The sequence below is a fragment of the Gilliamella sp. CG16 genome (genome assembly GCF_046635785.1).
In the GTDB taxonomy this organism is placed as follows: domain Bacteria; phylum Pseudomonadota; class Gammaproteobacteria; order Enterobacterales; family Orbaceae; genus Gilliamella; species Gilliamella apicola_I.
On the sequence record NZ_JBIDFL010000001.1, the window covers coordinates 181812 to 208319 of the forward strand.

General features: G+C 34.9%; 20 protein-coding genes. 6 read left to right on the forward strand and 14 right to left on the reverse strand.

The features are described from left to right. Window positions 1–190 precede the first annotated feature (190 nt). Window positions 191–1195 (forward strand): substrate-binding domain-containing protein, encoded by a 1005-nt coding sequence (locus ACGH47_RS00785; protein WP_267379188.1) that lies wholly within the window; start codon window positions 191–193, stop codon window positions 1193–1195. Between the two features lie 93 nt (window positions 1196–1288). Here ACGH47_RS00785 and ACGH47_RS00790 read toward each other — a convergent pair whose 3' ends face one another. Genes ACGH47_RS00790 through ACGH47_RS00810 form a run of 5 tightly spaced genes read right to left on the reverse strand, consistent with a single transcriptional unit; the run spans window position 1289 to window position 5599 of the window. After that, entirely contained in the window at window positions 1289–2011 is a 723-nt protein-coding gene (locus ACGH47_RS00790) for a hypothetical protein (RefSeq protein ID WP_411590036.1), read from the reverse strand. Then, window positions 2011–3162 carry a beta-ketoacyl synthase N-terminal-like domain-containing protein gene (locus ACGH47_RS00795; protein ID WP_411597160.1) on the reverse strand — a complete coding sequence of 384 codons (1152 nt, stop codon included), beginning with the start codon at window positions 3160–3162 and terminating at the stop codon, window positions 2011–2013. Before ACGH47_RS00795 ends, ACGH47_RS00790 begins: the two co-directional genes overlap by 1 nt. Before the next feature lie 4 nt (window positions 3163–3166). Next, window positions 3167–3433, reverse strand: coding sequence for an acyl carrier protein (locus ACGH47_RS00800; protein WP_267350604.1), 267 nt, complete (start codon window positions 3431–3433; stop codon window positions 3167–3169). 35 nt (window positions 3434–3468) lie between these two features. After that, the gene (locus ACGH47_RS00805) at window positions 3469–4680 is read right to left on the reverse strand and encodes an ABC transporter permease (RefSeq protein WP_411622392.1); all 1212 of its coding nucleotides are present in this window, start codon (window positions 4678–4680) and stop codon (window positions 3469–3471) included. After that, window positions 4661–5599 carry an ABC transporter ATP-binding protein gene (locus ACGH47_RS00810; protein WP_267361102.1) on the reverse strand — a complete coding sequence of 313 codons (939 nt, stop codon included), beginning with the start codon at window positions 5597–5599 and terminating at the stop codon, window positions 4661–4663. Before ACGH47_RS00810 ends, ACGH47_RS00805 begins: the two co-directional genes overlap by 20 nt. Window positions 5600–5717: 118 nt before the next feature. On the opposite strand from ACGH47_RS00810, the gene ACGH47_RS00815 reads away from it, so the two are divergent. Genes ACGH47_RS00815 through ACGH47_RS00830 form a run of 4 tightly spaced genes read left to right on the forward strand, consistent with a single transcriptional unit; the run spans window position 5718 to window position 9335 of the window. Then, on the forward strand, window positions 5718–6638 hold the full coding sequence (locus ACGH47_RS00815; protein ID WP_267350610.1) for a dialkylrecorsinol condensing enzyme: 921 nt from the start codon (window positions 5718–5720) through the stop codon (window positions 6636–6638). 17 nt (window positions 6639–6655) lie between these two features. Continuing rightward, complete coding sequence (locus ACGH47_RS00820; RefSeq protein ID WP_267379170.1) at window positions 6656–7831, forward strand: beta-ketoacyl-ACP synthase III; 1176 nt, start codon at window positions 6656–6658, stop codon at window positions 7829–7831. Between the two features lie 5 nt (window positions 7832–7836). Next, a complete protein-coding gene (locus ACGH47_RS00825; RefSeq protein ID WP_411622394.1) occupies window positions 7837–8268 on the forward strand; it encodes a hypothetical protein in 432 nt (143 codons plus the stop codon). A 41-nt stretch (window positions 8269–8309) separates the two neighbouring features. Continuing rightward, on the forward strand, window positions 8310–9335 hold the full coding sequence (locus tag ACGH47_RS00830; protein WP_411622396.1) for a BtrH N-terminal domain-containing protein: 1026 nt from the start codon (window positions 8310–8312) through the stop codon (window positions 9333–9335). A 124-nt stretch (window positions 9336–9459) separates the two neighbouring features. On the opposite strand, the gene ACGH47_RS00835 is transcribed toward ACGH47_RS00830, so the two are convergent. Continuing rightward, window positions 9460–11154: a carbohydrate porin gene (locus tag ACGH47_RS00835; RefSeq protein WP_411622397.1), complete on the reverse strand. Its 1695-nt coding sequence runs from the start codon at window positions 11152–11154 to the stop codon at window positions 9460–9462. A gap of 428 nt (window positions 11155–11582) precedes the next feature. Between ACGH47_RS00835 and ACGH47_RS00840 the strand changes: the two genes are divergently transcribed. Further along, window positions 11583–14672, forward strand: coding sequence for a beta-galactosidase (locus tag ACGH47_RS00840; RefSeq protein ID WP_411622399.1), 3090 nt, complete (start codon window positions 11583–11585; stop codon window positions 14670–14672). Window positions 14673–14808: 136 nt separating this feature from the next. Here the strand turns inward: ACGH47_RS00840 and recB are convergent, their stop codons facing one another. The 8 genes from recB to ACGH47_RS00880 form a co-directional block, all read right to left on the reverse strand. After that, a complete protein-coding gene (recB, locus tag ACGH47_RS00845; protein WP_411622401.1) occupies window positions 14809–18270 on the reverse strand; it encodes an exodeoxyribonuclease V subunit beta in 3462 nt (1153 codons plus the stop codon). Beyond that, on the reverse strand, window positions 18249–18704 hold the full coding sequence (sixA, locus tag ACGH47_RS00850) for a phosphohistidine phosphatase SixA (protein ID WP_411622403.1): 456 nt from the start codon (window positions 18702–18704) through the stop codon (window positions 18249–18251). The genes recB and sixA overlap by 22 nt, the downstream gene beginning before the upstream one ends. Window positions 18705–18714: 10 nt before the next feature. Further along, window positions 18715–19011: a YfcZ/YiiS family protein gene (locus tag ACGH47_RS00855; protein WP_411622405.1), complete on the reverse strand. Its 297-nt coding sequence runs from the start codon at window positions 19009–19011 to the stop codon at window positions 18715–18717. 452 nt (window positions 19012–19463) lie between these two features. Continuing rightward, a complete protein-coding gene (locus ACGH47_RS00860) occupies window positions 19464–21230 on the reverse strand; it encodes a DEAD/DEAH family ATP-dependent RNA helicase (RefSeq protein ID WP_411622407.1) in 1767 nt (588 codons plus the stop codon). Between the two features lie 376 nt (window positions 21231–21606). Continuing rightward, window positions 21607–22458, reverse strand: coding sequence for a lipoprotein NlpI (nlpI, locus tag ACGH47_RS00865; protein ID WP_267350629.1), 852 nt, complete (start codon window positions 22456–22458; stop codon window positions 21607–21609). Between the two features lie 25 nt (window positions 22459–22483). Next, window positions 22484–24598, reverse strand: a complete 2115-nt coding sequence (gene pnp / locus ACGH47_RS00870) for a polyribonucleotide nucleotidyltransferase (protein WP_411597146.1) — start codon at window positions 24596–24598, stop codon at window positions 22484–22486. Window positions 24599–24906: 308 nt separating this feature from the next. Further along, a complete protein-coding gene (rpsO, locus tag ACGH47_RS00875; RefSeq protein WP_065559597.1) occupies window positions 24907–25176 on the reverse strand; it encodes a 30S ribosomal protein S15 in 270 nt (89 codons plus the stop codon). Between the two features lie 140 nt (window positions 25177–25316). Beyond that, a complete protein-coding gene (locus tag ACGH47_RS00880) occupies window positions 25317–26240 on the reverse strand; it encodes a LysR family transcriptional regulator (RefSeq protein WP_065559598.1) in 924 nt (307 codons plus the stop codon). Window positions 26241–26508 lie beyond the last annotated feature (268 nt).

Sequence of the window (26508 nt, forward strand, 5' to 3'; positions counted from 1 at the left end):
TTTAAGATGTAAGTAAAGTAAAAGATATTTTAGTACAGATTACTTCCCGCTTTACAAATACTTTTCATTTTTATTTCGTTGGTAGTCTACATAGCTCTATATTGGCAATCTTAAATTATAAAAATTTACATGAAATAAATTTAGTTTGAGTAATTATTTTAGCGATAGTAATTTAATAAAAGGTTTTTTTATGGCGACAATAAAAGATGTTGCATATTTAGCTGAAGTTTCAGTTGCAACGGTATCCCGAGTTATAAATAATGCAAATAATGTAAGTAAAAATACACGTGAAGTCGTAAAAAAAGCCATGGAGACATTAAACTATTATCCAGATGCTAACGCTCGCGCATTATCTCAACAACACTCTAATACAATAGGCATTGTGGTCGCCGATGTGTCCGACCCTTTTTTTGGGGCGATGGTTAGCACGGTTGAAAAAGTAGCTTATCGAACTGGTCATTTTTTGCTAATTGGCAATGGATACCATAAAGAAAAACAAGAATACAATGCTATTACTCAGCTTATTGAGCACCGCTGTAAATCATTAGTTGTTCATGCCAAAATACTTTCCGATGAAACACTCATAAAATTGATGCAACAAGTGCCAGGCATGGTTATCATCAATCGTATAGTGAAAGGGTTTGAAGCACGTTGTATTGCACTTGATGACCGTTATGGCTCGTATATCGCGGTCAAACATTTAATTCAAAATGGACATACGAAAATAGGTTATTTATGTTCGAATCACGAAATTTCAGACGCTTCAGATCGACTAAATGGTTATAAAGATGCGTTGAGTGAATTTAATATCGAGATAGAACAGAATCTAATTACCTACTCTTCGCCTGATGAAATAGGTGGAGAAGAAGCCATGAAATCCTTATTAGAACGGAATCGAAACATCACCGCTATAGCCTGTTATAATGATTCTATGGCTGCGGGTGCCATGTCAGTCCTGTATGATAATGATTTAAAAATCCCAGCTGATATTTCTGTTATTGGGTTTGATGATTTATTAATGGCTAATTATTTACATCCTAAACTGACAACGGTTCGGTATCCTTTACAAGCAATGGCAGAACAAGCAGCTGAGCTTGCCTTATCCCTCGCTAAAGGAGAGGCTCCCTCAAATAACTTAATTAATATTTTTACCCCAACATTAACTAAACGTTATTCTGTCAATTCTATAGGCTAAGGTAGAAATAAACATTCAATAAAGCGTTTCAATATTAGCGGCTTAACAATAAAGAAAAATGTTAAGCCACGATTAAATAATCGTATTGAACAATCAATGTTTATGTAAAGGTAATTTTTTTATTAATAATAATTTATTTAATATCAGATCAACCGAAATTACATCGCAATTTAGTTGGCTATTTAAATCAAACGTTTTTAAAACATAATCATAAAAATAATTCGCATGGGTCATTATTGGTTGATTGCTGACATCACCCTGGCAAGGTTTGTTGGCAATGGTTAAACTGGCTAAAGCTGAAGTATCAGGATGCCGAGTCAACAATAACCAAAAACTGCCTTCTTTAGAATATTCATCATAACGACGTGATTCATAACACCACCCCACCAATGCCTGATCAACCACACCTTGTTGTAAATCCGTTATGGCTGGGAGTAAAATCTGTGACCAATTACAAATATCTGTCGAAATAAAAATATTGGGTCCATTCACTTTCAATGCATCAGCAACATAAAAAGAAATCGCATTATTTATGCTATTAATAAAATTAAATGGTCGTGGTGTTTTACGTTGAAAAATATCCATCTCCAGTTCATACATATTACTGGGTGAACTAAAAATTGAGGTCACATACACGCCACAATGAGCATTAATCTTTTCTATGGAAAGCGCACCTAACAATGATAACAACGCTAAACGACTTGTACGTCGACTATTAATATTAAATTGCTGTTTAAGCAAATTTTTTAACTTACTTTCTTCACTATGGCTCTCTGCGATAAACTGTGATGTACTGAGTAAAAAAACACTTTGCATTATTCTGTTATCTCCAACAATAACACAGCGTTATTACCGCCAAATCCAATACAATTTAATAAATAATAACCTTGAGGATAAGGTTTTGAAATGTCTGTAAAACCATTTGTATAAATAGGTTCAGATTGCGCCATGTGATAATTTGGATAACTAGGCGTCTGTTTTGATTCAAATATCAACAATAATATTATCATCTCAAGTACACCAGATGCCCCTAATGTATGACCAAGATAAGGTTTAAAAAATATCAACGGTTTTCGCTCTGTAAAAGCATTTGTTAAGCTATCAATTTCAACTTTATCATTCATTGGACTACCTGTCGCATGAGTTTTAATGGCAACAATATCGGTTTCAGTCATATCGAATTGCGTTAACGTGTCTTTAATGAGTGCGCTAACATTTTTAGGATCCGTTGTGGTAATATTAGAGGTATCACATATCGTTTTACCGCCTTTTAAGATAAATTGATTATTGTTTGCTAATCGAGGTTGATTGCTTAATGCAATACAACCAATCCCCTCCCCTAAAATAAGTCCTTGGCTAACACTTAAAAATGGTGGTTGATAATTATTTGTTAGTAATCCTAAAGCATTAAATCCTTCTAAAGTGATAGAATTAAATGATTCAAATCCCACAATGATTGCCCGTTCAATTATGCCTTGGGAAATGTAATTTTTTGCATAAAGTAATGCATTAGAACTTGAAGTACAAGACGTCGCAACATTGATCACATCAAGATTTTTCCATTTTAATTTAAGTTGTTCTGCTATTTCATTTAAAGAAAAAGGTTGGTGATAACATGCTTCTGTTAATTCTAATAATTCCTTATTAAAAAAAGTAATTTCATGCGAAGACATTGCAAAAGAAGTGGAAGCTAAAAAAATTGGGATTTGTTCCAATTCTGATTCTTGCCACTGACACGCCTGTAAAGTTTGCAGAATTTGAAATACAATACGATCAACGATCTCAGTTAAACTTAGCCGTTTTTTATCAAAGGCTGGAAAATAATTAACAGATAGTGATTCACTTGCTGTATTTAAAGGAATCAATTTAGGTTTTCTTGGATGAAAAAGAATATTGCTAATAATCTCATGGCAGTTATCACCTTGTGCGCACACCGCAGAAAAACCATTAATGTAAACATTGTCCATAATATTATTTTTTTATTTGCTCAAGTACATATTTATTGAGTTTCGAAACCGTGACCATATGTATTCTTACTTCTCGGTCACCTTGTAAACGAACGCCAAATTGCTCTTTTAACGCTACGCAAATTTGTAATGCATCTAAAGAATCTAAATTTAATCGACTGGTAGGCCCAAACAGCGGCTCATTATCTGTTAACTCCTCGGCAGTTAAGATATCTTCTTTTTCAGATTCGGTAATAATTAACTGTTTTAATTTAAAAATTAAATTATCCAAATTTAACCTCTTGTTTTTATTATTTAATTAAAAATTTATAAATGCTTATTATTTAATTGCCGATAGTAAATAATTCCTGCTAGCAATAAAAAAATTAGCGCAAAACCTATTAACGACAACCATTGTGGTAATATTTGTACAAAATCATAGTGATCAAGCAAAAGATTATGAAAGCCTTTCAAAGCCCAAGACATAGGCGAAATTAAACAAATTATTTGCATGGTTTCGGGCATCATATAACTCGGTACCATAATACCGCCTAAGGCTGCCATAATAATATTTCCCCCACCACCTAATACCACAGCATGTTCTGCCGATTTTGCAAGTACGCTAACTAACAGTGCATATCCCAAAGCAGATAAACTAATTGCTATCGATAACAATGCATAGTTCCAATAAGCGCCTTCTAAAACAAATCCTGTAATATTGATTAAAGGTAAAATATAAATACCTAACAAAATCATGCCAATAAACTGTAATTGATTAATCAAAAAATAAGGTAACAATTTTGCGATAAGTAATGAAAATGCCGATGATTTTGCTAGTCGTAATCGAATAATAGTGTTCGTTTGTTTTTCACAAGTCATGACATTTGATAAAGGAATCATGATAAAAAACATACCAAAAATTAACCAAGCAGGAACACTTTGTTGTACCGAACTCGGTTTAACCACTTTGGTGCCTTCTACATTGATAAACTCTTCAGTGATTATTTTTCCTGACAAATAGTTATCTAGTTGTTGTTGCCGTTTTAATTCGACTGAATTTTCATCCATTATAGAAGAATCATTGTTTGGCGTTGAAAAAATATCTTTAAGCCGTAGCTGTAAATAACTTTTCTGGATAATTGTTTGTAAATTCATCAATCTTAGTTGATCGATCCCCGCTAAGGTTAATAATGCTAAAGGCGATTCATTACTCAAATTTCCGGTATTTTGATTGGGATTAATTAATAAAAAATCATAATTTTCCTCAATTAATTTAGCTTTTGCATTATCCTTTTCAGCTATATCAAAAAAATCAACATTCATATTTTCTTGATTGCCCAAAATCGCTATTAACTGCGAGTTCAATAAATTGGATGATTCACCAACTAAGGCTATTTTAGTATTTTGATTGAAATCATCACGTTGGCTTAATGCCACAGACATAATGAACATAAACAACATAGGCATAATAAAAAGAACAGCTATACCATGTAAATCACGACTCAACAGACGAAATTCTTTAGCGATTGCAGCTAGCATTGCTTTGCCCTCCATGCCTCAATACTGACTTATTCAAGAAGTCCAAATAAAATGACTCTAAAGAACCATGACCATACTGAATATTTTGTATTTGGTATTGTTGAAATTCTTGTAATATTGTTGTGATCTGCTCAGGCGATGAATCAATGACAACTGTTTGCATTGGGGTATGTCGAATTAAAGTGGCATTAAATTGGTCAAGCACATGTGAAGGCACACTTTGCGCTAACGTGATAATGCATTGTTGTTGAGCATGTTGTGTCAATATCTGATCAATGGATTGGCAATACAAAATTTTACCGCTCTCCATAATGGCAATTTTTTGACATAAACTTTCTATTTCGTGTAGATAATGAGAAGTGTAAATGACAGTTACCCCTTCTTTAGTTAATTGCTTCACACTGTCTAATATAAATTGGCGGGATGCAGGATCAACTCCAACCGTAATTTCATCCATAAAAATTAGCGTTGGCGAGTTAATTAGCCCTATAGCAAAATTTAATCGACGTTTTAATCCACCCGACAAATTCGCTGACAACTTATTTTTATAGTCTAAAATATCGACTTTTTTCATCAATGAAATTAGAAAATTAGGATCTTTAATTTTATACAACGAAGCAAAAAATTGTAAATTCTCGAAAACCGTCAATTGAGGATAAAAAGCATATTCTTGTGGAATTAAAGAAATACGTTGCAACTGTTGACGTGACAACTGAGAGAAGATCTGATTATTAAGGTAAATTTGCCCGGATTGTAATGAAAGTAAACCCGACATTAATGATATCAATGTTGTTTTGCCGGCGCCATTAGGCCCTAATAATCCAAAGCATGTGCCGGATTCAATTTCTAAATTAATATCACACACCGCATAATTATTAGCATTTTTATAGCGATGAGTTACATTTTGGAGCTTTAACATAAAATTCTTTAAAATAATTTTAATTTTTATAAACAGAATGTTAACATATTATGCTATTATAACAAAATGCATGTTAGGTAAACAATTAACGATAAAATCTAATAAATCAATTATAACAATGAGTAACAAAAAAAACGTTCTATTAGTGTACTATTCACAAACGGGTCAATTAACACAACTTACTAGACATTTCGTATCACCTTTAGCTAATCATGAAGATATTAATTTAGAAACGCTTGCTATTGAACCTCAACAAGCCTATTCTTTTCCATGGTCTTTTAACCACTTTTTTAATATTTTTCCAGAAACGGTTCATTTAATGCCTTCACCCATTGTTGCCCCACAATTTAAACAGCAAAAATATGATTTAATCATTCTAGCTTATACTGTGTGGTTTTTATCCCCTTCTCAGCCTATCACCGCATTTTTACAAGATAAAAACACGCAACAACTCTTAGCCGATACCCCTGTTGTCACGTTAATTGGATGTCGCAACATGTGGTTAATGGCACAAGAAACCGTGAAGAAATACTTAAAAGAAGCAAATGCTAATTTAGTTGACAATGTTGTTCGCATAGATAGCTGTGGCGGGCCTGCAAGTTTTATTGCTACACCGCTTTGGATGTTTACGGGGAAAAAACAGCCCGTACGTTGGCTACCGAAAGCGGGCATATCTGATGAGGACATTAATGATTGTGCTAAATATGGTGAAAAAATTAAAACCGTATTGCTAACACAACCCAAAATCACTGAGCCAATGTTAAAAAACATGGGGGCAGTCAAAGTCAATGAACGTTTGATTCTTAGTGAAAAATTTGGTTATCGCAGCTTCTATTTATGGGGCAAACTGATCATTAAAGCAGGTAAAATCGCTCGACCACTTCGTCAAGGTTTACTTTATTTTTATATTATTTTCTTGGTAGTAATCATTTTAACCGTTGTGCCAATTAGTGCACTGATCAAAACATTACTATCCCCATGGTTAAAAAACAAAATCAGTAAACAAAAACATTTATTTAGTTGGCCTTCAGGCGAATAAAATATAAGAGTAAGACAATGAAAACACATAATGTTTATATTAATAAAATTGCCGCATTTTTACCGAATAATCCTGTTGATAATTCATCCATGGAAAATGTCCTTGGACAAGTTGGTCACAAACCGTCCAGAGCAAGAGCAATTATTTTAAAAAGTAATGGGATAAAAACGCGATACTATGCGATTGACCCGCATACTCGTCAAGCAACACATAGCAATGCCAATTTAGCAGCACAAGCCATAAAGTTATTGTTCAAAGATAACCATCAATTTGGTATAAATGAAATGACTTTTTTAGCCTGTGGTACTTCTTATCCAGATCAGATTATGCCTGGTCATGGAGTCATGGTTCATGGCGAACTCAATGAAACTCATCCTTGCGAAGTTCACAGCAGCTCAGGTGTTTGTGTTGCAGGTATGTCAGCACTGAAACACACGTTTAATGCTGTAAAAGTTGGTGATCATTGTACCGCCGTTAGTTGTGCATCTGAAACTGCATCTGCTGTAATGAGAAGTGAGAACTTTGAAGCAGAAATAGAACAAAAAGTGAAAGCGTTGTCTACACAACCTGAACTGGCCTTTGAAAAAGATTTTTTACGTTGGATGCTATCTGATGGAGCTGGTGCGATGCTATTGAGTAGTAAGCCAAATAGTCATCATTTATCATTAAAAATTCACTGGATTGATATTTTATCCTACGCAAATGAGATGCCAGCATGCATGTATGCAGGCGGTGACTACTATCAGGATCAGTTCATAGGTTGGAAGCAATTTACTCAACTTGATCAACAAAATCAAAGTTTGTTAAGTGTTAAACAGAATGTAAAAATGCTAAATGAAAATATTGTTAAGTATACCGTTGAAAAGATGCTTGCTAACTCAATTAGAAAACATGATTTGAAAAAAAATGATATCGATTATTTTTTACCTCATTACTCTTCTCATTATTTTCGTGAAAAACTCTATCAAGGATTGATAAATATTGATTTTGAAATTCCTTATGAAAAATGGTTTACCAATCTTACGTCAAAAGGTAACACAGGTTCAGCTTCTATCTATATTATACTTGAGGAATTTTTGCGGACGCATTCACTCAAGCATGGGCAAAAAATATTATGCTATATCCCAGAAAGTGGACGATTCTCATCTTGTTTTATGTTACTTGAAGTCATTGATGCTAACCAAGAGAATTAGAATTTATGGATATTAACCAAATTCCACAAGATAAAAGTAAAACTTATGGCGGTCATGCCAAAGTGGTTTATGCTGTTAAAAATGGAAGTTATACAAAAGCAACTACTAGCGGTTGGGAAGATGAAGAGTTTGTAACATTACAAGCTGTAGATGCATTAGCAGAACAAACTCAGTTGGCTTTTCATGCAGTGAAGAATGAACAACGCTCATCACTCTTTTACTATATGTTTTTATATCGTCATGATATCACTAGCCTTGCTCAAACAAGTGGTTTTTTTCGTTGGCAAATCAAACGGCACTTCAAACCTCTGGTTTTCAAAAAATTATCAGATAAAAAATTAAATCGTTATGCACAAGTCTTTAATTTATCCATTGAACAGCTAAAACAGCTTCCGACTGAAGACAATCGAACGCAAAACAATTATCCATTTAAATAAACTTATTAGACTTTGTATAATCATAATAATCAGGCAACATAATGACAATTCATCATTTTCAACATCAGCACACCGCACACTGTGAAAGCGGTGTTATGTCGACGCTACTCAAGCACCACGGTTTTGATTACAGTGAACCCATGCTCTTTGGTTTATCTTCTGCACTTACATTTGCCTATTTACCGATTATAAAACTTTCGGGTATGCCACTCATCGCTTATCGTATGCCACCAAAAACAATTATTCGTAATTCTTGCAAACGATTAGGCATTAAACTGAACATGCAAAAATTTGTCTCCGCAACACAAGGCATGCAAAAATTGGATCAAGCATTAGACAACAATCAATTAGTTGGACTACAAACTTCTGTTTTTTGGTTACCTTACATTCCCGATGCTTTGCGCTTTCATTTCAATGCACATAATATTCTTGTCTATGGGAAAGAAGCAGAACAATATTTGATTAGCGATCCGGTTATGGAATTACCAGTTCAATGTTCAGCATCAGACTTGGAACGGGCTCGTTTTGCCAAAGGTGCATTGGCAGGAAAAGGATTAATGTATACATTAGAAGATGCCCAAAAACAGGATCACCCTGTAAATTTATCACAAGTGATTCGAAGTGCAATCCTTAAAAATGCACGTCAAATGCAAGCCCCTTTACCTTTCATTGGTATTAAAGGGATTCATCTTTTAGCTAATCGAATTCAAAAACTTAAAAATTCGATGAAAAGTGATCAATATAAAAAGCTTTATCTAGGTCATATTGTTAGAATGCAGGAGGAAATCGGAACAGGTGGAGCCGGTTTTCGTTACATGTATGCTTCATTTCTTCAGGAGGCAGCAGATCATTTATCATCAAATCATAAACCATTATTGCTTGAGGCTGCCGATAATATGACTAATATTGGCGATGCTTGGCGTAAATTTGCTAGCCGTACGGTAAAATTATGCCGAAATTTGAACGAAACTGGATTTAATGAGGTATCTGAGTTGTTACACCAAGTTGCCGATAGTGAAAAAAAATGTTGGCGATCACTCAGTCAAAGTATCAAAAAAATAGCTTGAACAGCTAATAATGATAGGTTATTTTGATGCCCAGAAACAAATGATAAGGGCTTTTAAAAAAATTTAAACGTCGAAAAATAGAGACCTATTATCACGAATTTAGGTCTCTATTTCATTAATTAAATTAAAACCACACTTCAGTTTGCACCCCAAAACTAATTTGATGTTTTTTACCATTAAATTCAAATTTACTAATATCATTATTTAATGACTCAATATACGATAGATAGAAACGAATATCGGGACGAGAGGATAAAATACTTTCACCTACTTTAAATGAATGATACAGGGTTGTTTTGTAGCCTTCTTCTTTATAAGTTCGACCATTAACTTTATTTTTTTGTTTAAAGTAACCAATTTCAATACCACTTTGATTGTATTGATCCCAAATATAAGCAGGTCTTACTGCTGATTTAAAACTGGTAAAATCTGTATGAGGTAAGTTTAAATCATAAGAATAAACATCTTTACCTGTTGTTAAAGCTAATGCATGCGCCACGATAATATTATCAGAAAAATACGCTTCACCTTCAGAAACTAATCGATAAGCCTTACCTCCTGTGTGTTTACCTATATAATCATTATCAGCATTAGCGGCAAATTCTGGATTATTGGTATTGATATTGCCCAAATGTGAAGCGACTGAATTGGTTGCAGTCTGTAGCGTTAGCTGATTAAAACCACCAAAAAAGTTATTTTGACGTAGAACAACACTACCTAACCAAGCATTTTTAACAGTGACATCATCTTGCAGTTTCGATTTGTTCGGCGCTGAGTATCGGGCATTAACAGCAAACAATGCATCTTGCCATAATGGGATATCTCGGTAACGCAATTCAATTTCATTGATATCAACTTCTTCACGCCTTACTTTAGCTGTTTTTTTATTGACCTTAACATTCACATCAGCACGTAACAATGCTAAATCTAGCTTTCCTACGCCAATTTCCAAATTTTCAATACCGACACCCCCACCAGCTGGCGATTTTTGGGTTTTCCAATCAAGCATTTGAATTTCATTATACGGTAAAGAGTGCTTACCTACCCACAAAGTCGCTTCAGGAAAAAGAGGAACAAATCCTTTGGTGGCTAAGTAGATATCAGAAAATTGCATGATATTGTCGTCTTGCGTATTAAACAATCCAGCCGCTTTATCGGTTGCCACATTACCATCAATCATAACAATTGCATCCACTCGACGACCATCTTGATCATACACTTTTTGTCTGAAGACAAGATCGTACCACCCCCCATATTCGTTCCCAAATCGTCCTAGAGCGCCTTCAGCATAATTTTTGGGTTTACCATTCATCGAAGTTGACCAACCACCACGAAAATACCCATTAAAGGAAAATCCAATTTCTTCTTTAATATAATCTTTGAATTCTGTTAACGTAAACGATTTTTTAGTGGCAATATTACTATTCTGTTCTTCATTAGTTTGGCTATCAGTGACTAACACAATCGCATTATTGTTAGTAGGATGCTTAATACTAACAGGTTGTAGATTAACTGATTTTTGTTGTTTAAGTGCGGCGGTTTGTATTTTTATCTCTTTTTGTTGATTGCTTATCACTAACTGTTGCTTTTCTAAATTAAGACTTAACTGAGCAATTTGCTTATTCGATTCAATCAGCTGTTTTTTCAAATCAATAGATTCATTACTCAGCGCAATTAATTTTTGCTCTAATAAATTAATTCTTGCCTCTAACTCATCTTGAGTAGCAGCTATCGCATTAGGCAAATAAAATAAACCGAGCATGGTAATTAAAACAATTCGCTTAGGCTTTACTTTTAATGATTTTGTTAGATATTTCATTTTTCTCTACTCATAATTTAATTGTTTATTCATTAGTCTTATAAATTTAAGACAAAAAAAAACCTAAAGAATAGGTAACAACAACTATTCTTTAGGTTTTGCCCGCTTAATATCGGTAGCAATCCAAAAGCTAATAATTAGCGTTTTCAATATAACAAATAAAAAAATGGTTTCAAAAATAAAATCCTGATGTTGTGACTTAAGTCACAGTAATTAAAAGTTATTTAAAGATAAAAAATGTAACCGTAAACAAAAAAAAATAAACAGAATTAAGAAACTTACAATTTTATACATGATTCCGATTAGACAAATGTTATATTGTTCACTGTTGTATGTCCTAATTTAGTTATAATAATTCGCATTCAAAAATTGGTTAGATTAACGTAAATCATTTAGTACTAAATTGTTAAGATTAAAATGGTGAAAAAATGAATCTCTCTTTAGATACAATCATAAGTAGAAATGATTGGAATAATTTATCAGTTCTTAGTATTAATAGGCTTCCGACACATTCTAAATTCCACAGTTGGCGTGATAAATTACAAGCTAAAAATAATATTGATTCAGAATCAATATTATCTTTAAATGGGGATTGGTTTTTTAGCTATTTTGATAACCCCAAACACGTTCCAGAATCATGGTTAGAAAGAGAGATAGACACCAATACCATTCCCGTTCCATCTAATTGGCAATTACACGGTTACGATGCACCAATTTACACCAATATCCGTTATCCATTTCCTTATAATCCCCCTTTTGTTCCTGACGATAATCCAACAGGTTGTTATTCTCGTTATATCAATATTACCCAAGCATGGTTAGATAAAGGGGAAACTAGAATCATTTTTGACGGTGTTAGTTCTGCTTTTCATCTTTGGTGTAATGGTCAATGGGTGGGTTATTCACAAGACAGTCGAATCGCTGCGGAATTTGACTTAACCCCTTACTTAAAAGTTGGGCAAAACAGAATAGCAGTCTTAGTTTTAAAATGGTGTGATGGAAGTTATCTTGAAGATCAAGATATGTGGCGATTAAGCGGTATTTTTCGAAATGTTTCGCTACTTAATAAACCTAAATCACACCTAAAAAATATCCAAATTAAGACAGAACTTGATGCCTGTTATCGGAATGCTACGTTATCGATACAAGTTGACGTAAAACACAATGACAATATGGATCAATTAAATATTGGCATTGAATTATGGAAAAATAGCGATTTGATTTCCGGACAATTTCAACTGATTGGTACCGAACCCATTGATGAAAAAGGGGGCTATCATGATCGCCTGTTTTGTCATATTCCAGTTATTTCACCTAAATTATGGAGTGCTGAAACACCTAATCTTTATCGTGTCGTAATCAGTTTATATCATAAAAAATCTGGGCTTATTGAATCCGAAGCTTATAATATTGGTTTCCGAGTGGTTGAGATCAAACATGGTCAGCTTTGTATTAATGGTCAACCTTTACTTATTAAAGGAACCAATCGCCATGAGTTTTATCCGGATCAAGGCTATGCTCTCACTGAAGAAGCCATGCTTCATGATATAAAACTGATTAAACAACACAACTTCAATGCAGTACGTTGCAGTCATTATCCCAATGATCCTCGTTGGTACGAGCTTTGTGATCAGTATGGACTTTATTTAGTCGATGAGGCGAATATAGAATCTCACGGCATGTTCCCTATGTCCCGTTTATCAGATGACCCCTATTGGCTCGCAGCATACAGTGAACGGGTTACACGCATGGTGCAACGAGATCGCAATCACCCATCTATTATTATCTGGTCACTTGGGAATGAATCCGGGCACGGTTCATCACATGATGCACTGTATGCTTGGATCAAAAGTAATGATCCAACTCGCCCCGTTCAATATGAAGGAGGAGGCGCAAATACGGCTGCCACCGATATTATTTGCCCTATGTACGCTCGAGTCGATCAGGATCAGCTTCATCCAAAGGTACCTAAATGGGCTATAAAAAAATGGATATCCCTGCCCGATGAAAACCGCCCACTTATTTTATGTGAATATGCACATGCTATGGGAAATAGTCTTGGTGCTTTTTATAAATATTGGCAAGCATTTAGGCAATATCCAAGATTACAAGGTGGTTTTATTTGGGAATGGGCAGACCATGGTCTTCGTTGCCAAACATCATCAGGAGAAAGTTATTGGGCTTATGGCGGTGATTTTGGCGAGGCTTACCACGATAGGCAATTTTGCTTGGACGGCTTAGTTTTTCCCGATCGAAAACCGCATCCAAGCTTAATCGAAGCCAAAAAAGTTCAGCAACCTTTTCAATTCAAACTCATTAGTCAAAAACCTTTAGTTGTCGAAATAACCAACGAATATTTGTTTCGACGTACTGATAATGAACTATTACAATGGGAGATCTTAATCGATGGTAATAAACAACGAAGTGGTCAAATTACCCTTGATATGCAACCAGATAGTACAATCAGAATAAAATTACTTGATAGCTTACCTAACTATATCAATTGTGAAGATGTTCATCTTTCTGTCATTATTATCCAAAAAGAAGAAACTCCATGGTCACCAATTGGTCATCTTGTCGCTTGGGAACAATGGCAACTTGAGAATGTCTTTATTCCGCCTCTTAAGCTTAACAAGCTTAAAACCCCCATGACATTAAAGGAAAATAAAAATAATTATTTAATTTCTCATCAAAATCAAAATTGGTTATTTGATAAAACTACTGGTTTTCTAAATCAATGGACTAAAGAGGATAAACCATTATTGGCTTCGCCGTTTTGTGATCAATTTATTCGAGCACCAATTGATAACGATATTGGAATTAGTGGTGACTATGATAGCAATAACAATCCATTTGCTTGGGTTGAACAGTGGAAAGCAGCAGGTTATTTTGATTTAACCCATAAATGTCTTGGAATACAAGCTTCACAATCATCCGGCACTATCATTATCGAAGCGTTGCATGGTTATTTTTATGAAGGTCAAAGAGTGATTCAAAGCAAATGGATTTATCAATTTGATCAGCAAGGCTATTTAACGCTAACGGTTGATGTTGATATTGCCAACAATATGCCAGCGCCTGCACGTATTGGTTTAACATATCAACTTAACGAAATCCCAGAAAAAGTTAAATGGCTAGGTTTAGGGCCGCACGAAAACTATCCAGACCGTAAACACTCTGCCATTTTTTGTAAATGGTCATTACCTTTTTCTGAACTCTATACTCCTTATATTTATCCTTGTGAAAATGGTTTACGCTGTGATGTAAAGAAATTAATACTGGATGAAATGACGATCACCGGTCAGCAATTTCAATTTAACATCAACCAATATGGTACTCAACAGTTAATGGCGGTCACACATCGTCACCTTTTAGTGGCGGAACCTTGTGCTTATGTGAGTATTGATGCTTTCCATATGGGGATTGGTGGTGATGATTCATGGACGCCAAATGTCCATTCTGAATTTTTATTAACTAAAAAACATTATCGTTATCAATTAACCTTCGAGGTTAACTAAAAGTTACGATGATAAAAAAAGAACAACGATAAGGCATAATAAATTTGTGCTTTATCGTAATTTGCTTAACAAGCAGTTAAAGCTATCGATTCAAATATCAAAAACTGAGATTGAGGTACAACAACTAGCAATGTATTTAACTAACACCATCAAATAGCTTATCTAACTCTTCGATAAAAGCTTGTTCAGGAAGATGGTAAAAGATACCATGGTCTGGCATACCACGTAAAAAAAGATAATAAACTCCCCCAAAATGGGTTTGATATTGATAATTAGGTATGCGGCTTTTCAAAAAACGATGTAACGCAAGACTATAAAGTTGATATTGCAACTCATAACGATGCTCACACATCACCTGTTCTAATGCTTTTTGTCCATAATCTTCAGCTGAATAACCTAACCAATTTGATTTATAATCAATAATATAATATTTCCCTTGATATTCAAAAACCAAATCGATAAATCCTTTCAGCATGCCTTGTACTGTTTCAAAATCAAGTGTTGGACATTGATAAGATAAGTTGTCATAGGTTTTACAAATGCTATCAAGTTGTTCACAACTTACTGCTTCACGAATCGGAAAATAAAATTGTAATTCATTGATACATCGCCCTGTTAATACATCTGATAACACCAAACCTTGTTGATTAAGCGTTGTGGACAACACTTGTTGTAACCATTCCAATAAAATAGCTTGCCAAGTTTGATCTAAATTGAGTTTTGTTATTGTTTCACTACACAAGGTTTCGATATTCTTCTCAGAAACATTTTCCATTATCTTATGCAGCAAAGTCCCCACATACGCCCCTTTGGGAAAATGGTGAATATCATAGGTTAATTCGGTCTGCAAAGTGGCTTGGGATTCTGGCGTCTGTTCATCCCAATCGCTGATAATTTCTGGATTGATTGTTAAAACAGCGTGATGTTTTTGCAGTTCCGTATAACTGGTTACGCGCCACTGATGACAAAGTTTCCGTTTAAATACATTAGCCGTTAAAGATTGATTTAGCTGACAATGAGCAGTGTACTTATCATTTTCAAGGGGTAATTCCACATTAATGAGATCCGCCATTGCTGCTATATTGTTTAACTCACCTTTTAACAGATAATGAATAGCTGATTGGTCTTTCTTCATAGAAGCAAGACCAATACTACAATGATAAACGGATCGTGTCATAGCAACATACAATAAACGTAAGTCTTCCGCCATGCGTTCATCTTCAATCTGTTGTTTTATTTCATCTGTTAACATCCATGCATAAGTTTGTTGAAAATCGTTATTTTTATCATGATAAAATTGTGTATCAGACACACGATATTGGCAAATAAAAGGTAACCAAACTATTGGAAACTCTAAACCTTTTGATTTATGGATGGTGATAATTTTGACTAGATTTTCATCACTTTCAAGACGCTGTTCATGATTTTCGAGATTAAAATCAGGATTAACAATCTGTTTGGTTAACCAACGTATTAACGCATGTGGACTATCTAAATCATCTGCCGCTTCTTGTAATAACTCACTTAAATGCATAAAGTTAGTTAAAATACGCTCTCCGTCTTGTCGAGCAAGAATATTTTCTGCTAGGTGACGTTTTTTCATCATTCGACGTAACATTACCAATACGCCATAATATTGCCATATAACCTGATACTGCTTAAATTCTTCTACTAAGCTTTCCCATTTATCTTGATCATCAGTGATTTGTTCAAGTTCAGACATCGTCTGTCCTAATAACGCCGTCATCATAGCCAAACGTAAAGCGGCTTCATTTTCTGGCATCAATACCGCTTGCAGAAGACAAAGCACATCCTTAGCCTCATCTGATTCAAATACGCTATTACGATTGGATAAATAGACACTTTTGATACCACAAACGGCCAATTTTTGCTGAATAATTTCAGCTTCTCTACCCGTTCGTACTAAAATGGCTATATCTGACGTCGTTATTGGGCGACAACCCTTGCTATCATTAATTAATATTGAAGAGTCCGATAACCATTTGACTATTTGCTTGGCACAGCAATTTGCCATCAGCTCTTGATAATCAGCTTTGGTTGTTACTTCTTCTGGCAATAAATAAGCTGTTAAAGCATTGCTTTCTTGATCATTAATTAGCAATGATTTTTGCTTATTTTTTTCAGCGCAATTCATTGGTAAAAAGGGAATATCATTAAAAACAAACGGATTTTCATGATGGGCGAATAATTGATTTACCGCATTTACCATAGCTGATGAGGAACGGTGATTCACATCCATAGTAAAATAATTATCACCGGTTGAACGTTTCGCCTTAAGATAAGTGAAAATATCGGCGCCACGAAAACTATAAATAGCTTGTTTCGGATCGCCGATAAATAATAGTCCGATATCAGATCGTTTGCTATCATAAATACGATCAAAGATTTGGTATTGAATCGGGTCAGTATCTTGAAATTCATCAATTAACGCAACCCGATATTTCGTTGATATACTTTGTGCTAATCGTTTTCCTGTTCGTGTCACTAACGCCCGATTAAGCTGCCAAAGCAAGTCATTAAAACTTATCTCAGTGCGTTTAATTTTTTCATCATAAATGCCTTTTTGGATTATGGTTACAATATCCATTAAAATATGGCTTCGCAAATCCAGTTTACACTTATAGAGTGTATCAATTTCAGTAAAAACAAAATGACTTGGAACGATTTTTCCTTTTTTTGTTTTGCTTGCCAGAACTGATTGACAAAATTTTTCAAGCTCATTAGGTAATGCAAACGTAAGCGTTGTACTGTTAGCCCATTGTGAAACTTTTGAAAGCCAATTAGGTAGATATCGGCTACTATAAGATTGTTTACTGACACCCGATTGATTAATAATATCCGCTAATTGATCAACATGCTTTAACCATGCTTTTTTTACCGTTTCAATCATGTTAAAATTTTGCTGATAAAACTCAGCTATCGCTTCGGTAATATTGGGGTTTAATTCAGTTTTCTCATTAAAGGTATTGGATAAATAAGGGGTAATATCGGCTAATAATTCCGCCGGCTCTTTCCAACAATCTCGAACTAAATAAGCATACGATTTATCAAGAGGTGTAAAATAGTATCGCCAGAAATCTTGCACGACTTGTAATTGCAATTGATATTCGTCGGTAATTAATTTTTGTTCGAACAACACGCCGGACTCAAACGCATGGCTAGTTAGTATTCTTTGACAGAAACTATGAATCGTGTAAATTGCTGCATCATCCATTGATTGTTGGGCTTCAGTAAGTCGTTGAATCGCTTGTCGACGATCAACAATCGATGCCATTAATTGCTGATAAATAGGATCATCATGTTCACCGTTTAATAATGCCAATCTTAATTCTTGTATGTTTTGTCGTATACGTGAACGTAACTCTTGAGTGGCCGCTTTGGTAAACGTCACCACTAAAATTTGGCTAACATCAAGCGGTGTAGAATAGCTATTTTCACCAATGCCAAGCAGTAACCTTAAATATATAAAGGCAAGCGAATAGGTTTTACCCGTACCTGCCGATGCTTCAATCAGTGTTCGGCCTGTTAACGGTAAATCAAAAAGATTGAGTTTTTTTATTCCGCCTGATGAAACCATTCAAGCTTACCAGTAGTTGATGTTAACTCAATGCATGCAATTGATGCAGTCGGAAACATGGGCGGAGAGATATCAGGACAAAGCTCATTTACCAAATATCCAACTAAAGGAAGATGCGAAACTATAATCACTTGCTCAATACCTTGAGAAGGATATGTCGATAACAAATTGGCAATATATTCAGGATTACCGCCAGGTACTAACAGTTTATCTGTTTCTACTGTTGAAACAGAAACTTGTGATGATAACTCTGCTAATGTTTGCTGAGCACGTAAATAAGGGCTAACTAAACCAAGATCAAATTGGAAACGTTGCTGTTTAAGCCACAGCCCGGCATGGTTTGCCTGACGAATTCCATAAGGAGTAAGGGAACGGCTTGAATCAGATGAAGCAGAATAACCTGCTTCACCATGCCGCATTATACAAACTTTCATTTATATCCAATTAGCGTAATTTTAATTGAAAAATCAAGCATTCAGCGCCACAACAAAAGGTAAATTTTGCCGTTAATTTAAAACCACCGTCAACCTTATCAACACTGCTATTAATTTCGCAAGGCTCAGTTGACACATCTTTTGCTGCTTGAGTTAAAGATGCTAATTTAGCTTGTGCTTCTGACTCTGTCGCAAAGACATGCTCGTACTCAGCGGTGCAATCTTCATTATCTATGATTGTGCCAACATCTACGCAACAACACGCCGGAGTATCATTTGCTTTACATTTATTTAAAGAATCTGTCATGCCATACCTCTGTTTTACCGATTAAATTGACAGTAGTATACTCTCAATCATATCTAAGGGCAAAATTCTCATCAGGATTTATTTAGAATAGCTTTACTTTGATAACATTCTTTGAAAGATAAAACGACATTGTTATTGACTAAACGGAATCAAGAATCCGAGTTGTAATTTGAGTTTTTTGAAATTGAGAAAATTAAAATAAATCTTGTCGATATGTCAGTAACGTTCACCAACAAATCAACGATTCAATTTGTAGTTAACTCAATGCCCCTTTTTCAGTTCTGTTAAGGTATTCTTTTATTATGAATCCAAATCCGTTTAACCAGAAAGTCGTTCAATTTAGGTTATTGCGATTGAATTTAATTGAGATAGTTAATGTTTTGGTAATCTTAAAAAGATTTAGATCATAAAAAAAGCAAAAAAGCCTCTACCAAATGGTAGAGGTTATATGATTAAAATTTAGGTGCAGATGAACGACCACGTTTTTTTGCAAAACTTTTATCGTTCGATTCTGTTCGGTTACTTTTACGTTCCCGTTTAGCATCTGACTGAGCACCACTGACCAAGCTCATTTTCATTGGTTGATTCAGTACCCGTACTTTTTCTAAATGTTTAAGGATATCTTTTGGCATTCCTTTTGGTAACTCAACCGTTGAATGGGTTTCATAAAGTTTGATGTTACCAATATAACGACTACTAATATCCGCTTCATTAGCAATAGCACCAACAATATGCCGAACTTCAATACCGTTCTCTTTACCAATTTCAATACGATACATATCCATGTCACCCACATCACGACGTTCCCGACGTTTTGGCGACTCTCGATTATCGCCTCGTAGTCGACGTTCACCACCACGATTATCACGATCACGACCTTCACGAGATGGTTTGAATACTGGATCAGGCGGTAGAATTAATGGGCGCTCACCTTGTGCAAGTTTTAATAAAGCAGTTGCAATCGTTTCAAGATCCGCACCACTTTCAGTTTGGATTTGGCTCAGTATTGCTTGATATTGATCTAAATCATTACTTTCTAGCTGTTGTTGAACTTGCTGATTGAACTTAACTAAACGACGTTTTTCTAATAATTCTTTAGAAGGTAAGCCCACTTCTGGGATTGGTTTTTTAATTGTTTGTTCAATATTTTTTAGTAAACGACGTTCACGGCTATCAACAAATAAAATTGCACGACCTGCACGGCCTGCACGACCTGTTCGCCCAATACGGTGAACATAAGATTCTGAGTCTAAGGTAATATCATAGTTGATAACTAAACTAATACGTTCAACATCTAATCCGCGCGCTGCCACATCAGTTGCAATTAAAATATCTAATCGACCATTACGTAATCGATCAAGTGTTTGTTCTCTTAATTGCTGCGTCATATCTCCATTTAATGCAGCACAACTGTACCCGTGTTTTTCAAGCACTTCGGCGACATCAAGCGTTGCTGTTTTTGTTCGTACAAATATAATTGCAGCATCAAAATCTTCTGCTTCAAGAAAACGTATTATTGCCTCATTTTTACGCATTCCACGCACTAACCAATAACTTTGATCGATATCAGGCGCTGCTTGATTAGTCCCTTTTATCTGTACTTCTTTTGGATTATGCATAAATCGTTTAGTGATACGACGAATTGGCGCAGGCATTGTTGCTGAAAATAGCGCTGTTTGATGATCTTCGGGAATGGCAGCCATAATATTTTCAACATCATCAATAAAGCCCATTCTTAGCATTTCATCGGCTTCATCAAGAACTAAACCTTTAAGATTTGAAAGATCTAATGTTTTACGATTTAAATGATCTAATAAACGTCCAGGCGTGCCAACTACAATTTGCGGTCCTTGTTTTAACGCTCGCAATTGCACATCATAACGCTGACCACCATATAGGGCTAATACATTCACCCCTTTCATATATTTTGAATATTCTGAACAGGCATCAGCAACTTGTATTGCAAGCTCACGTGTTGGTGCTAACACTAATAGTTGTGGCGCTTTTAAGCTGGCATCAATGTTCATTAAAAATGGAATGGAGAAAGCCGCTGTTTTTCCACTTCCGGTTTGCGCCATACCAAGCACATCTTTTCCATCTAATAATAGTGGAATACATTCAGCTTGAATGGGTGATGGTTTGCTAAAACCAAGATCATTTAATGCGTTAAGGATGTCCTCGGATAAACCAAGGTCAATAAAAGAAACTTCATTTGTCATGTAAACTCGCTTATAAATTTATCATATATATAAACTTTCTATTTTAATTGCTAAACAATTAAGCTTAATGAAATAAAGTAATTAATCTCAATATGGTTAAATGTTTAATTGCATTTCCTTGAAAAGAAAGCTATATATAAATTTATGCCAGCTCACTAAATTGAAAATTTACGATTCACATCAAAAATTAATTACCGATACTATAATTGATTATTGTTGTGAATGTTATATGGACAAATATCACATTTGCGCAATACTCTGATCCGATTAAGGATATAACTAATTAACGACTCATCAATAACTTGAACAAGTATTAATAGTCAATCAGAACTAAACTATAACAATATTTTCACTTTTAAAACTGGCATGACCCATGTTACTTTTCCTCAAGTAACTTCATTTCATAGAGTGCCTGTTGATGTTCAACAAAGTTATAAATATTATTAGCTAAAGCATATTTAAATAACATTTTGGCACGCTCATTATCACCTTTATTCTGATAATATTTACCCAAATAAAAGTAGGTTTCACAAAGACGCTCAGCTAATTGCCGATTATTTTCAACGCCTTCTTGAAGATTTTGCATCAATTTAGATTCATTAATTTTACCTAAATAAAATGCAACAATATGGCTACTATAAATCGATTTATCATTTAACCGATTATAACGGTCTTGTAGCATATTTAATGCTGTTTTCTTATCAATCTCATTTTCAATTAGATAAAGCCATAATAATCTAATTGGCTCATTCACATCATATTGATAAAACTGAAGTGCATCTCGGTTAGCAGATTGATAATGACCTGTACGATACAACGTGATTGCTCGATTCAAATATGCATAAGCATAAGCTGGATCGATTTCTAAAGTTGTATTAAAAGACATTAAGGCAACATCAAAGTCACCTTCTCTTAAAGCATAAGTCCCTAAAAAGTTATAAATATCTGGAATGTCAGCGCTATAACCTAATAAGGTAGAAAAATCAATTTGCGCAAATGCTTTAAAACCTAATGAATCATAAACAATTCCCCTTTCAAAAATAAGCTGCATTCGGGTTACAGTATCAATATTTTTTTGGGATAATTGTTGGCTAATCTGAGCAATTTTCAATTCATCATTATACGAAACTTGCTCAGGAACAGCCAAAAGGAGCGGTGAACTTGAACAACCTGACAATAGAATAACAGCTATAAGTAAGCAGACAATCCTCAGGTTGAAAAGTTTCATTTTAAAACCCCTAATGATTAATTTTTTATTCAGTAATTGGTGAATGTTCCGTTGTTGGTTCAATTGCATCTTTCATACTTAAACGAATTCGACCTTGACGATCAATTTCAAGGACTTTCACATTGACTTCTTGTCCTACTTTTAAGTAATCAGCTACTTTTTCGACACGGTGATCAGCGATTTGAGAAACATGAACCAATCCTTCTTTACCACCAATAATAGAAACAAACGCACCAAAATCAACAATTCGAGTGACTTTACCGGTATAAATTTTACCAATTTCAACATCAGCAACTAAATTATTGATACGCTCCATAGCATCTTTAGCTTTGTTCGCATCTGATGCTGCAATTTTAACTGTGCCATCGTCAGAGATTTCAATGGTTGTGCCTGTTTCTTCAGTTAATGCACGAATCGTTGCGCCACCTTTACCGATAATATCACGGATTTTATCCGGATTAACGTTCATTGTATAAATACGTGGGGCAAACTCAGATATTTCTTGACGCGGTTTATTAATCGCTTGGTCCATTACCGTTAAAATATGCAATCTGGCACCTTTCGCTTGATTAAGGGCAACTTGCATGATTTCTTTGGTGATACCTTCAATTTTGATATCCATTTGTAATGCACTCACACCTTCACGAGTTCCGGCTACTTTAAAGTCCATATCGCCAAGATGATCTTCATCACCTAAAATATCTGATAATACGACAAATTTATCGCCTTCTTTAACTAATCCCATTGCAATACCTGCAACTGATGATTTGATTGGCACACCGGCAACCATTAAGGCAAGTGAAGCACCACAAACAGAAGCCATAGACGATGAACCATTTGATTCGGTAATTTCAGATACGACACGTACGGTATAAGGGAACTCTTCTTGGCTAGGCATGACCGCAGCTACACCACGTTTAGCTAAACGCCCATGACCAATTTCACGACGTTTAGGTGATCCAACCATACCTGTTTCACCGACAGAATATGGCGGAAAGTTATAATGCAATAAGAAACGTTCAGTATATTCGCCAGTTAATTCATCAATAATCTGAGCATCGCGTTCAGTCCCTAATGTTGCTGTGACTAACGCTTGAGTTTCACCACGTGTGAATAAGGCGCTACCATGTGCTCTTGGTAATAAATTGGTACGGATATCCAGTGCCCGAACCATATCTTTTTCACGACCATCAATACGCGGTTCACCAGCGATAACGCGCTGACGAACAATTTGGCTTTCCAAATCAATAATAATGTTCATCACTTCGTTTTCATCAAGTTCTTCATCTTGCGCTTTTAAAGAGGTTAGCACATCTTCTTTAATCAGATCAATTTGCGCATAACGAGCTTGTTTTTCTGTGATACGGTAAGCTTCACCTAGACGATCTTTCGCTAATTCAGAAACAGCATTATATAATGCTTCATTTTTAACTGGTGGAACCCAATCCCATTTTTCACGATTCGCTTTCGCCACAAATTCATTAATGTTATCAATGACCACTTGTTGTTGCTCATGACCTAATACGACTGCAGCTAACATTTGTTCTTCACTTAATAAATCAGCTTCCGACTCAACCATCAATACCGCACTTTTCGTACCAGCAACCACTAAATCCAAACGGCTATTTTGTAGTTCTTTTACTGAAGGGTTCAATACAAATTCATCGTTAATTAAACCAACTCGAGCAGCACCAATTGGACCATGAAAAGGCACACCTGATAAGCAAAGTGCAGCGGAAGCACCTATCATTGCAACTAAATCTGGACTAACATCCGGATTGACTGACACGACTGTTGCAATGATTTGAATTTCATTAACAAATCCTTCTGGAAATAATGGACGTAATGGACGGTCAATTAAACGTGCAATTAACGTTTCGCCTTCGCTTGGACGACCTTCACGTTTAAAAAATCCACCCGGAATACGACCGGCAGCATAAGTACGTTCTTGATAATTAACTGTTAATGGGAAAAAGTCTTGTCCTTCTTTGACTTTTTTATTAGCCACCACCGTAACAAATACAGCGGTATCGTCCATATTAACCATGACCGCAGCCGATGCTTGACGTGCTAAAATACCTGTTTCTAAAGTAACAGTGTGACGTCCATATTGAAATTTTTGATATGTTGGATTAAACAAAATAATATCCTCTTGTTAATAATGCTGTTGAAATGAAAAGCTCGACAGGCAGTAGTTTTAAGTACAACTTATTGATTTTTTTATTTCAACAATGTAGGGTCATCAACAAAAGATTATTTCACTGTCACGACTAATGACAGATCTATAAATTATAGAGCTCTCATTAGTCGCGCGAAACATGAGATACAATCTTTTAATGTGTTGATTTACAAAAACGAATTAATTTTACTTTCGAGCTGAGCATTATAGCAAAGCTCAAATTTTTAACAACGAAAAAGAGGCCTAAGCCTCTTTCAAGTAGATTTTGATTAGCGACGTAAGCCTAATTTTTGAATCAATTGGTTGTAACGTTCGATATCTTTACGGCGTAAATAGTCTAATAATTTACGACGGCTAGAGACCATGCGTAATAAACCACGACGGCTGTGGTGATCTTTTTTATGCTCAGAAAAATGACCTTGTAAATCATTAATACGCGCAGTTAAAAGAGCAACTTGAACTTCAGTTGAACCTGTATCGTTAGTTCCACGACCATATTCAGCTACGATTTTCGCTTTAGCTTCTACAGTTAGAGACATAATAAACCTCATAAAATTAATATAAAACATGGCATGTCCGATCTCTAATTCAGACAACCTCGGTATTCATATAAATATGAATTGGGCGCAATTATACTGAATTTTATTAAAATAGCAATTTGATTTACGTAACTATAAGTTTACTTAAGTTCAAAGCCATACTCTTCTTGAATCAATTTTTTTAATGCTTCAATATAATTTTGTGCAGACAGGCTTAATTGGGCTTTTTGCGAAGTAATCCAACCAATCAAAATTTTTTCATTAACTTCAAGTGGTATGGATAAAATATCAGACCCATTTAAATCCGTACTTAATACGCCAGTACTAATCGTATAACCATTTAACCCATGCAACAAATTAAACAAGGTGGCTCTATCACTCACATGAATACTTTTTTTATGGTAAACAGTACTTAAAATCTCTTCAGAAAAATAAAATGAATTATATTCCCCCTGTTCGAAAGACAAATAAGGGTAATTTTCAAGATCACTTAACGTTAACGATTTCATTGATGATAAAGGATGATTGGTGCTGATAAATACGTGTGGGTGGGCTTCAAATAGCGGATGAAATGTCAATCGATGTTCTTTCAGTAAGCGTAGAATCACTTTTTGATTAAAATCTGTTAAATATAAAATCCCAACTTCACTTCGTAAATTAGCCACATCGGTAATGATATCGTAAGTTCTGGTTTCTCGGAGAGTAAACTCATATTCATCAGTATGATTTTTTTTGATGAGATTCACAAATGCATTGACAGCAAATGCATAGTGTTGAGTGGAAATGCTACAAAGTTGTTTTGAAGGGACTTTTTTTGAATAATGTTGTTCTAATAATTCAGCTTGATCTAAAACTTGTTTCGCATAGCCTAAAAATTCAACGCCATCAGTGGATAATGAGACTCCTTTAGACGTTCGTACAAAAATTTCAATACCAAATTCTGCTTCTAATTCTTTAACTGCTGTGGAAAGACTCGGTTGCGTAATATAGAGATTTTTTGCAGCTTCATTAATTGAACCTGAACGAGCAATTTCTAAAATATAGCGTAATTGTTGTAGTTTCATAGCGTCACTTATTAAGTCGTATAAACCCATTACGGGATAATATCTTGTTAACTATATACCAAAAATTAGCAGATGTGCACTAACTGATTGTTTAAAATTAAATCTGACATACAGGCACAATACTATTTAATTTATTTGTTTACCAAATGAAATGTAATTGGGATAGTTAAATGAATGAGGAGTTGAAAATCTAGACTAACAGGTTTTATAAGTGATGGGTGAAAGGAGTAAATGAAAGGATTAATTTTGCAACGTAATTGCGTGTGTT

Bases quoted from the DNA above. Each gene is read 5' to 3' on its own strand.
- ACGH47_RS00785 (WP_267379188.1), top strand. From the start codon at position 191: ATGGCGACAATAAAAGATGTTGCATATTTAGCTGAAGTTTCAGTTGCA.
- ACGH47_RS00790 (WP_411590036.1), bottom strand. From the start codon at position 2,011: ATGCAAAGTGTTTTTTTACTCAGTACATCACAGTTTATCGCAGAGAGC.
- ACGH47_RS00795 (WP_411597160.1), bottom strand. From the start codon at position 3,162: ATGGACAATGTTTACATTAATGGTTTTTCTGCGGTGTGCGCACAAGGT.
- ACGH47_RS00805 (WP_411622392.1), bottom strand. From the start codon at position 4,680: ATGCTAGCTGCAATCGCTAAAGAATTTCGTCTGTTGAGTCGTGATTTA.
- ACGH47_RS00810 (WP_267361102.1), bottom strand. From the start codon at position 5,599: ATGTTAAAGCTCCAAAATGTAACTCATCGCTATAAAAATGCTAATAAT.
- ACGH47_RS00815 (WP_267350610.1), top strand. From the start codon at position 5,718: ATGAGTAACAAAAAAAACGTTCTATTAGTGTACTATTCACAAACGGGT.
- ACGH47_RS00820 (WP_267379170.1), top strand. From the start codon at position 6,656: ATGAAAACACATAATGTTTATATTAATAAAATTGCCGCATTTTTACCG.
- ACGH47_RS00825 (WP_411622394.1), top strand. From the start codon at position 7,837: ATGGATATTAACCAAATTCCACAAGATAAAAGTAAAACTTATGGCGGT.
- ACGH47_RS00830 (WP_411622396.1), top strand. From the start codon at position 8,310: ATGACAATTCATCATTTTCAACATCAGCACACCGCACACTGTGAAAGC.
- ACGH47_RS00835 (WP_411622397.1), bottom strand. From the start codon at position 11,154: ATGAAATATCTAACAAAATCATTAAAAGTAAAGCCTAAGCGAATTGTT.
- ACGH47_RS00840 (WP_411622399.1), top strand. From the start codon at position 11,583: ATGAATCTCTCTTTAGATACAATCATAAGTAGAAATGATTGGAATAAT.
- recB (WP_411622401.1), bottom strand. From the start codon at position 18,270: ATGGTTTCATCAGGCGGAATAAAAAAACTCAATCTTTTTGATTTACCG.
- sixA (WP_411622403.1), bottom strand. From the start codon at position 18,704: ATGAAAGTTTGTATAATGCGGCATGGTGAAGCAGGTTATTCTGCTTCA.
- ACGH47_RS00855 (WP_411622405.1), bottom strand. From the start codon at position 19,011: ATGACAGATTCTTTAAATAAATGTAAAGCAAATGATACTCCGGCGTGT.
- ACGH47_RS00860 (WP_411622407.1), bottom strand. From the start codon at position 21,230: ATGACAAATGAAGTTTCTTTTATTGACCTTGGTTTATCCGAGGACATC.
- nlpI (WP_267350629.1), bottom strand. From the start codon at position 22,458: ATGAAACTTTTCAACCTGAGGATTGTCTGCTTACTTATAGCTGTTATT.
- rpsO (WP_065559597.1), bottom strand. From the start codon at position 25,176: ATGTCTCTAACTGTAGAAGCTAAAGCGAAAATCGTAGCTGAATATGGT.
- ACGH47_RS00880 (WP_065559598.1), bottom strand. From the start codon at position 26,240: ATGAAACTACAACAATTACGCTATATTTTAGAAATTGCTCGTTCAGGT.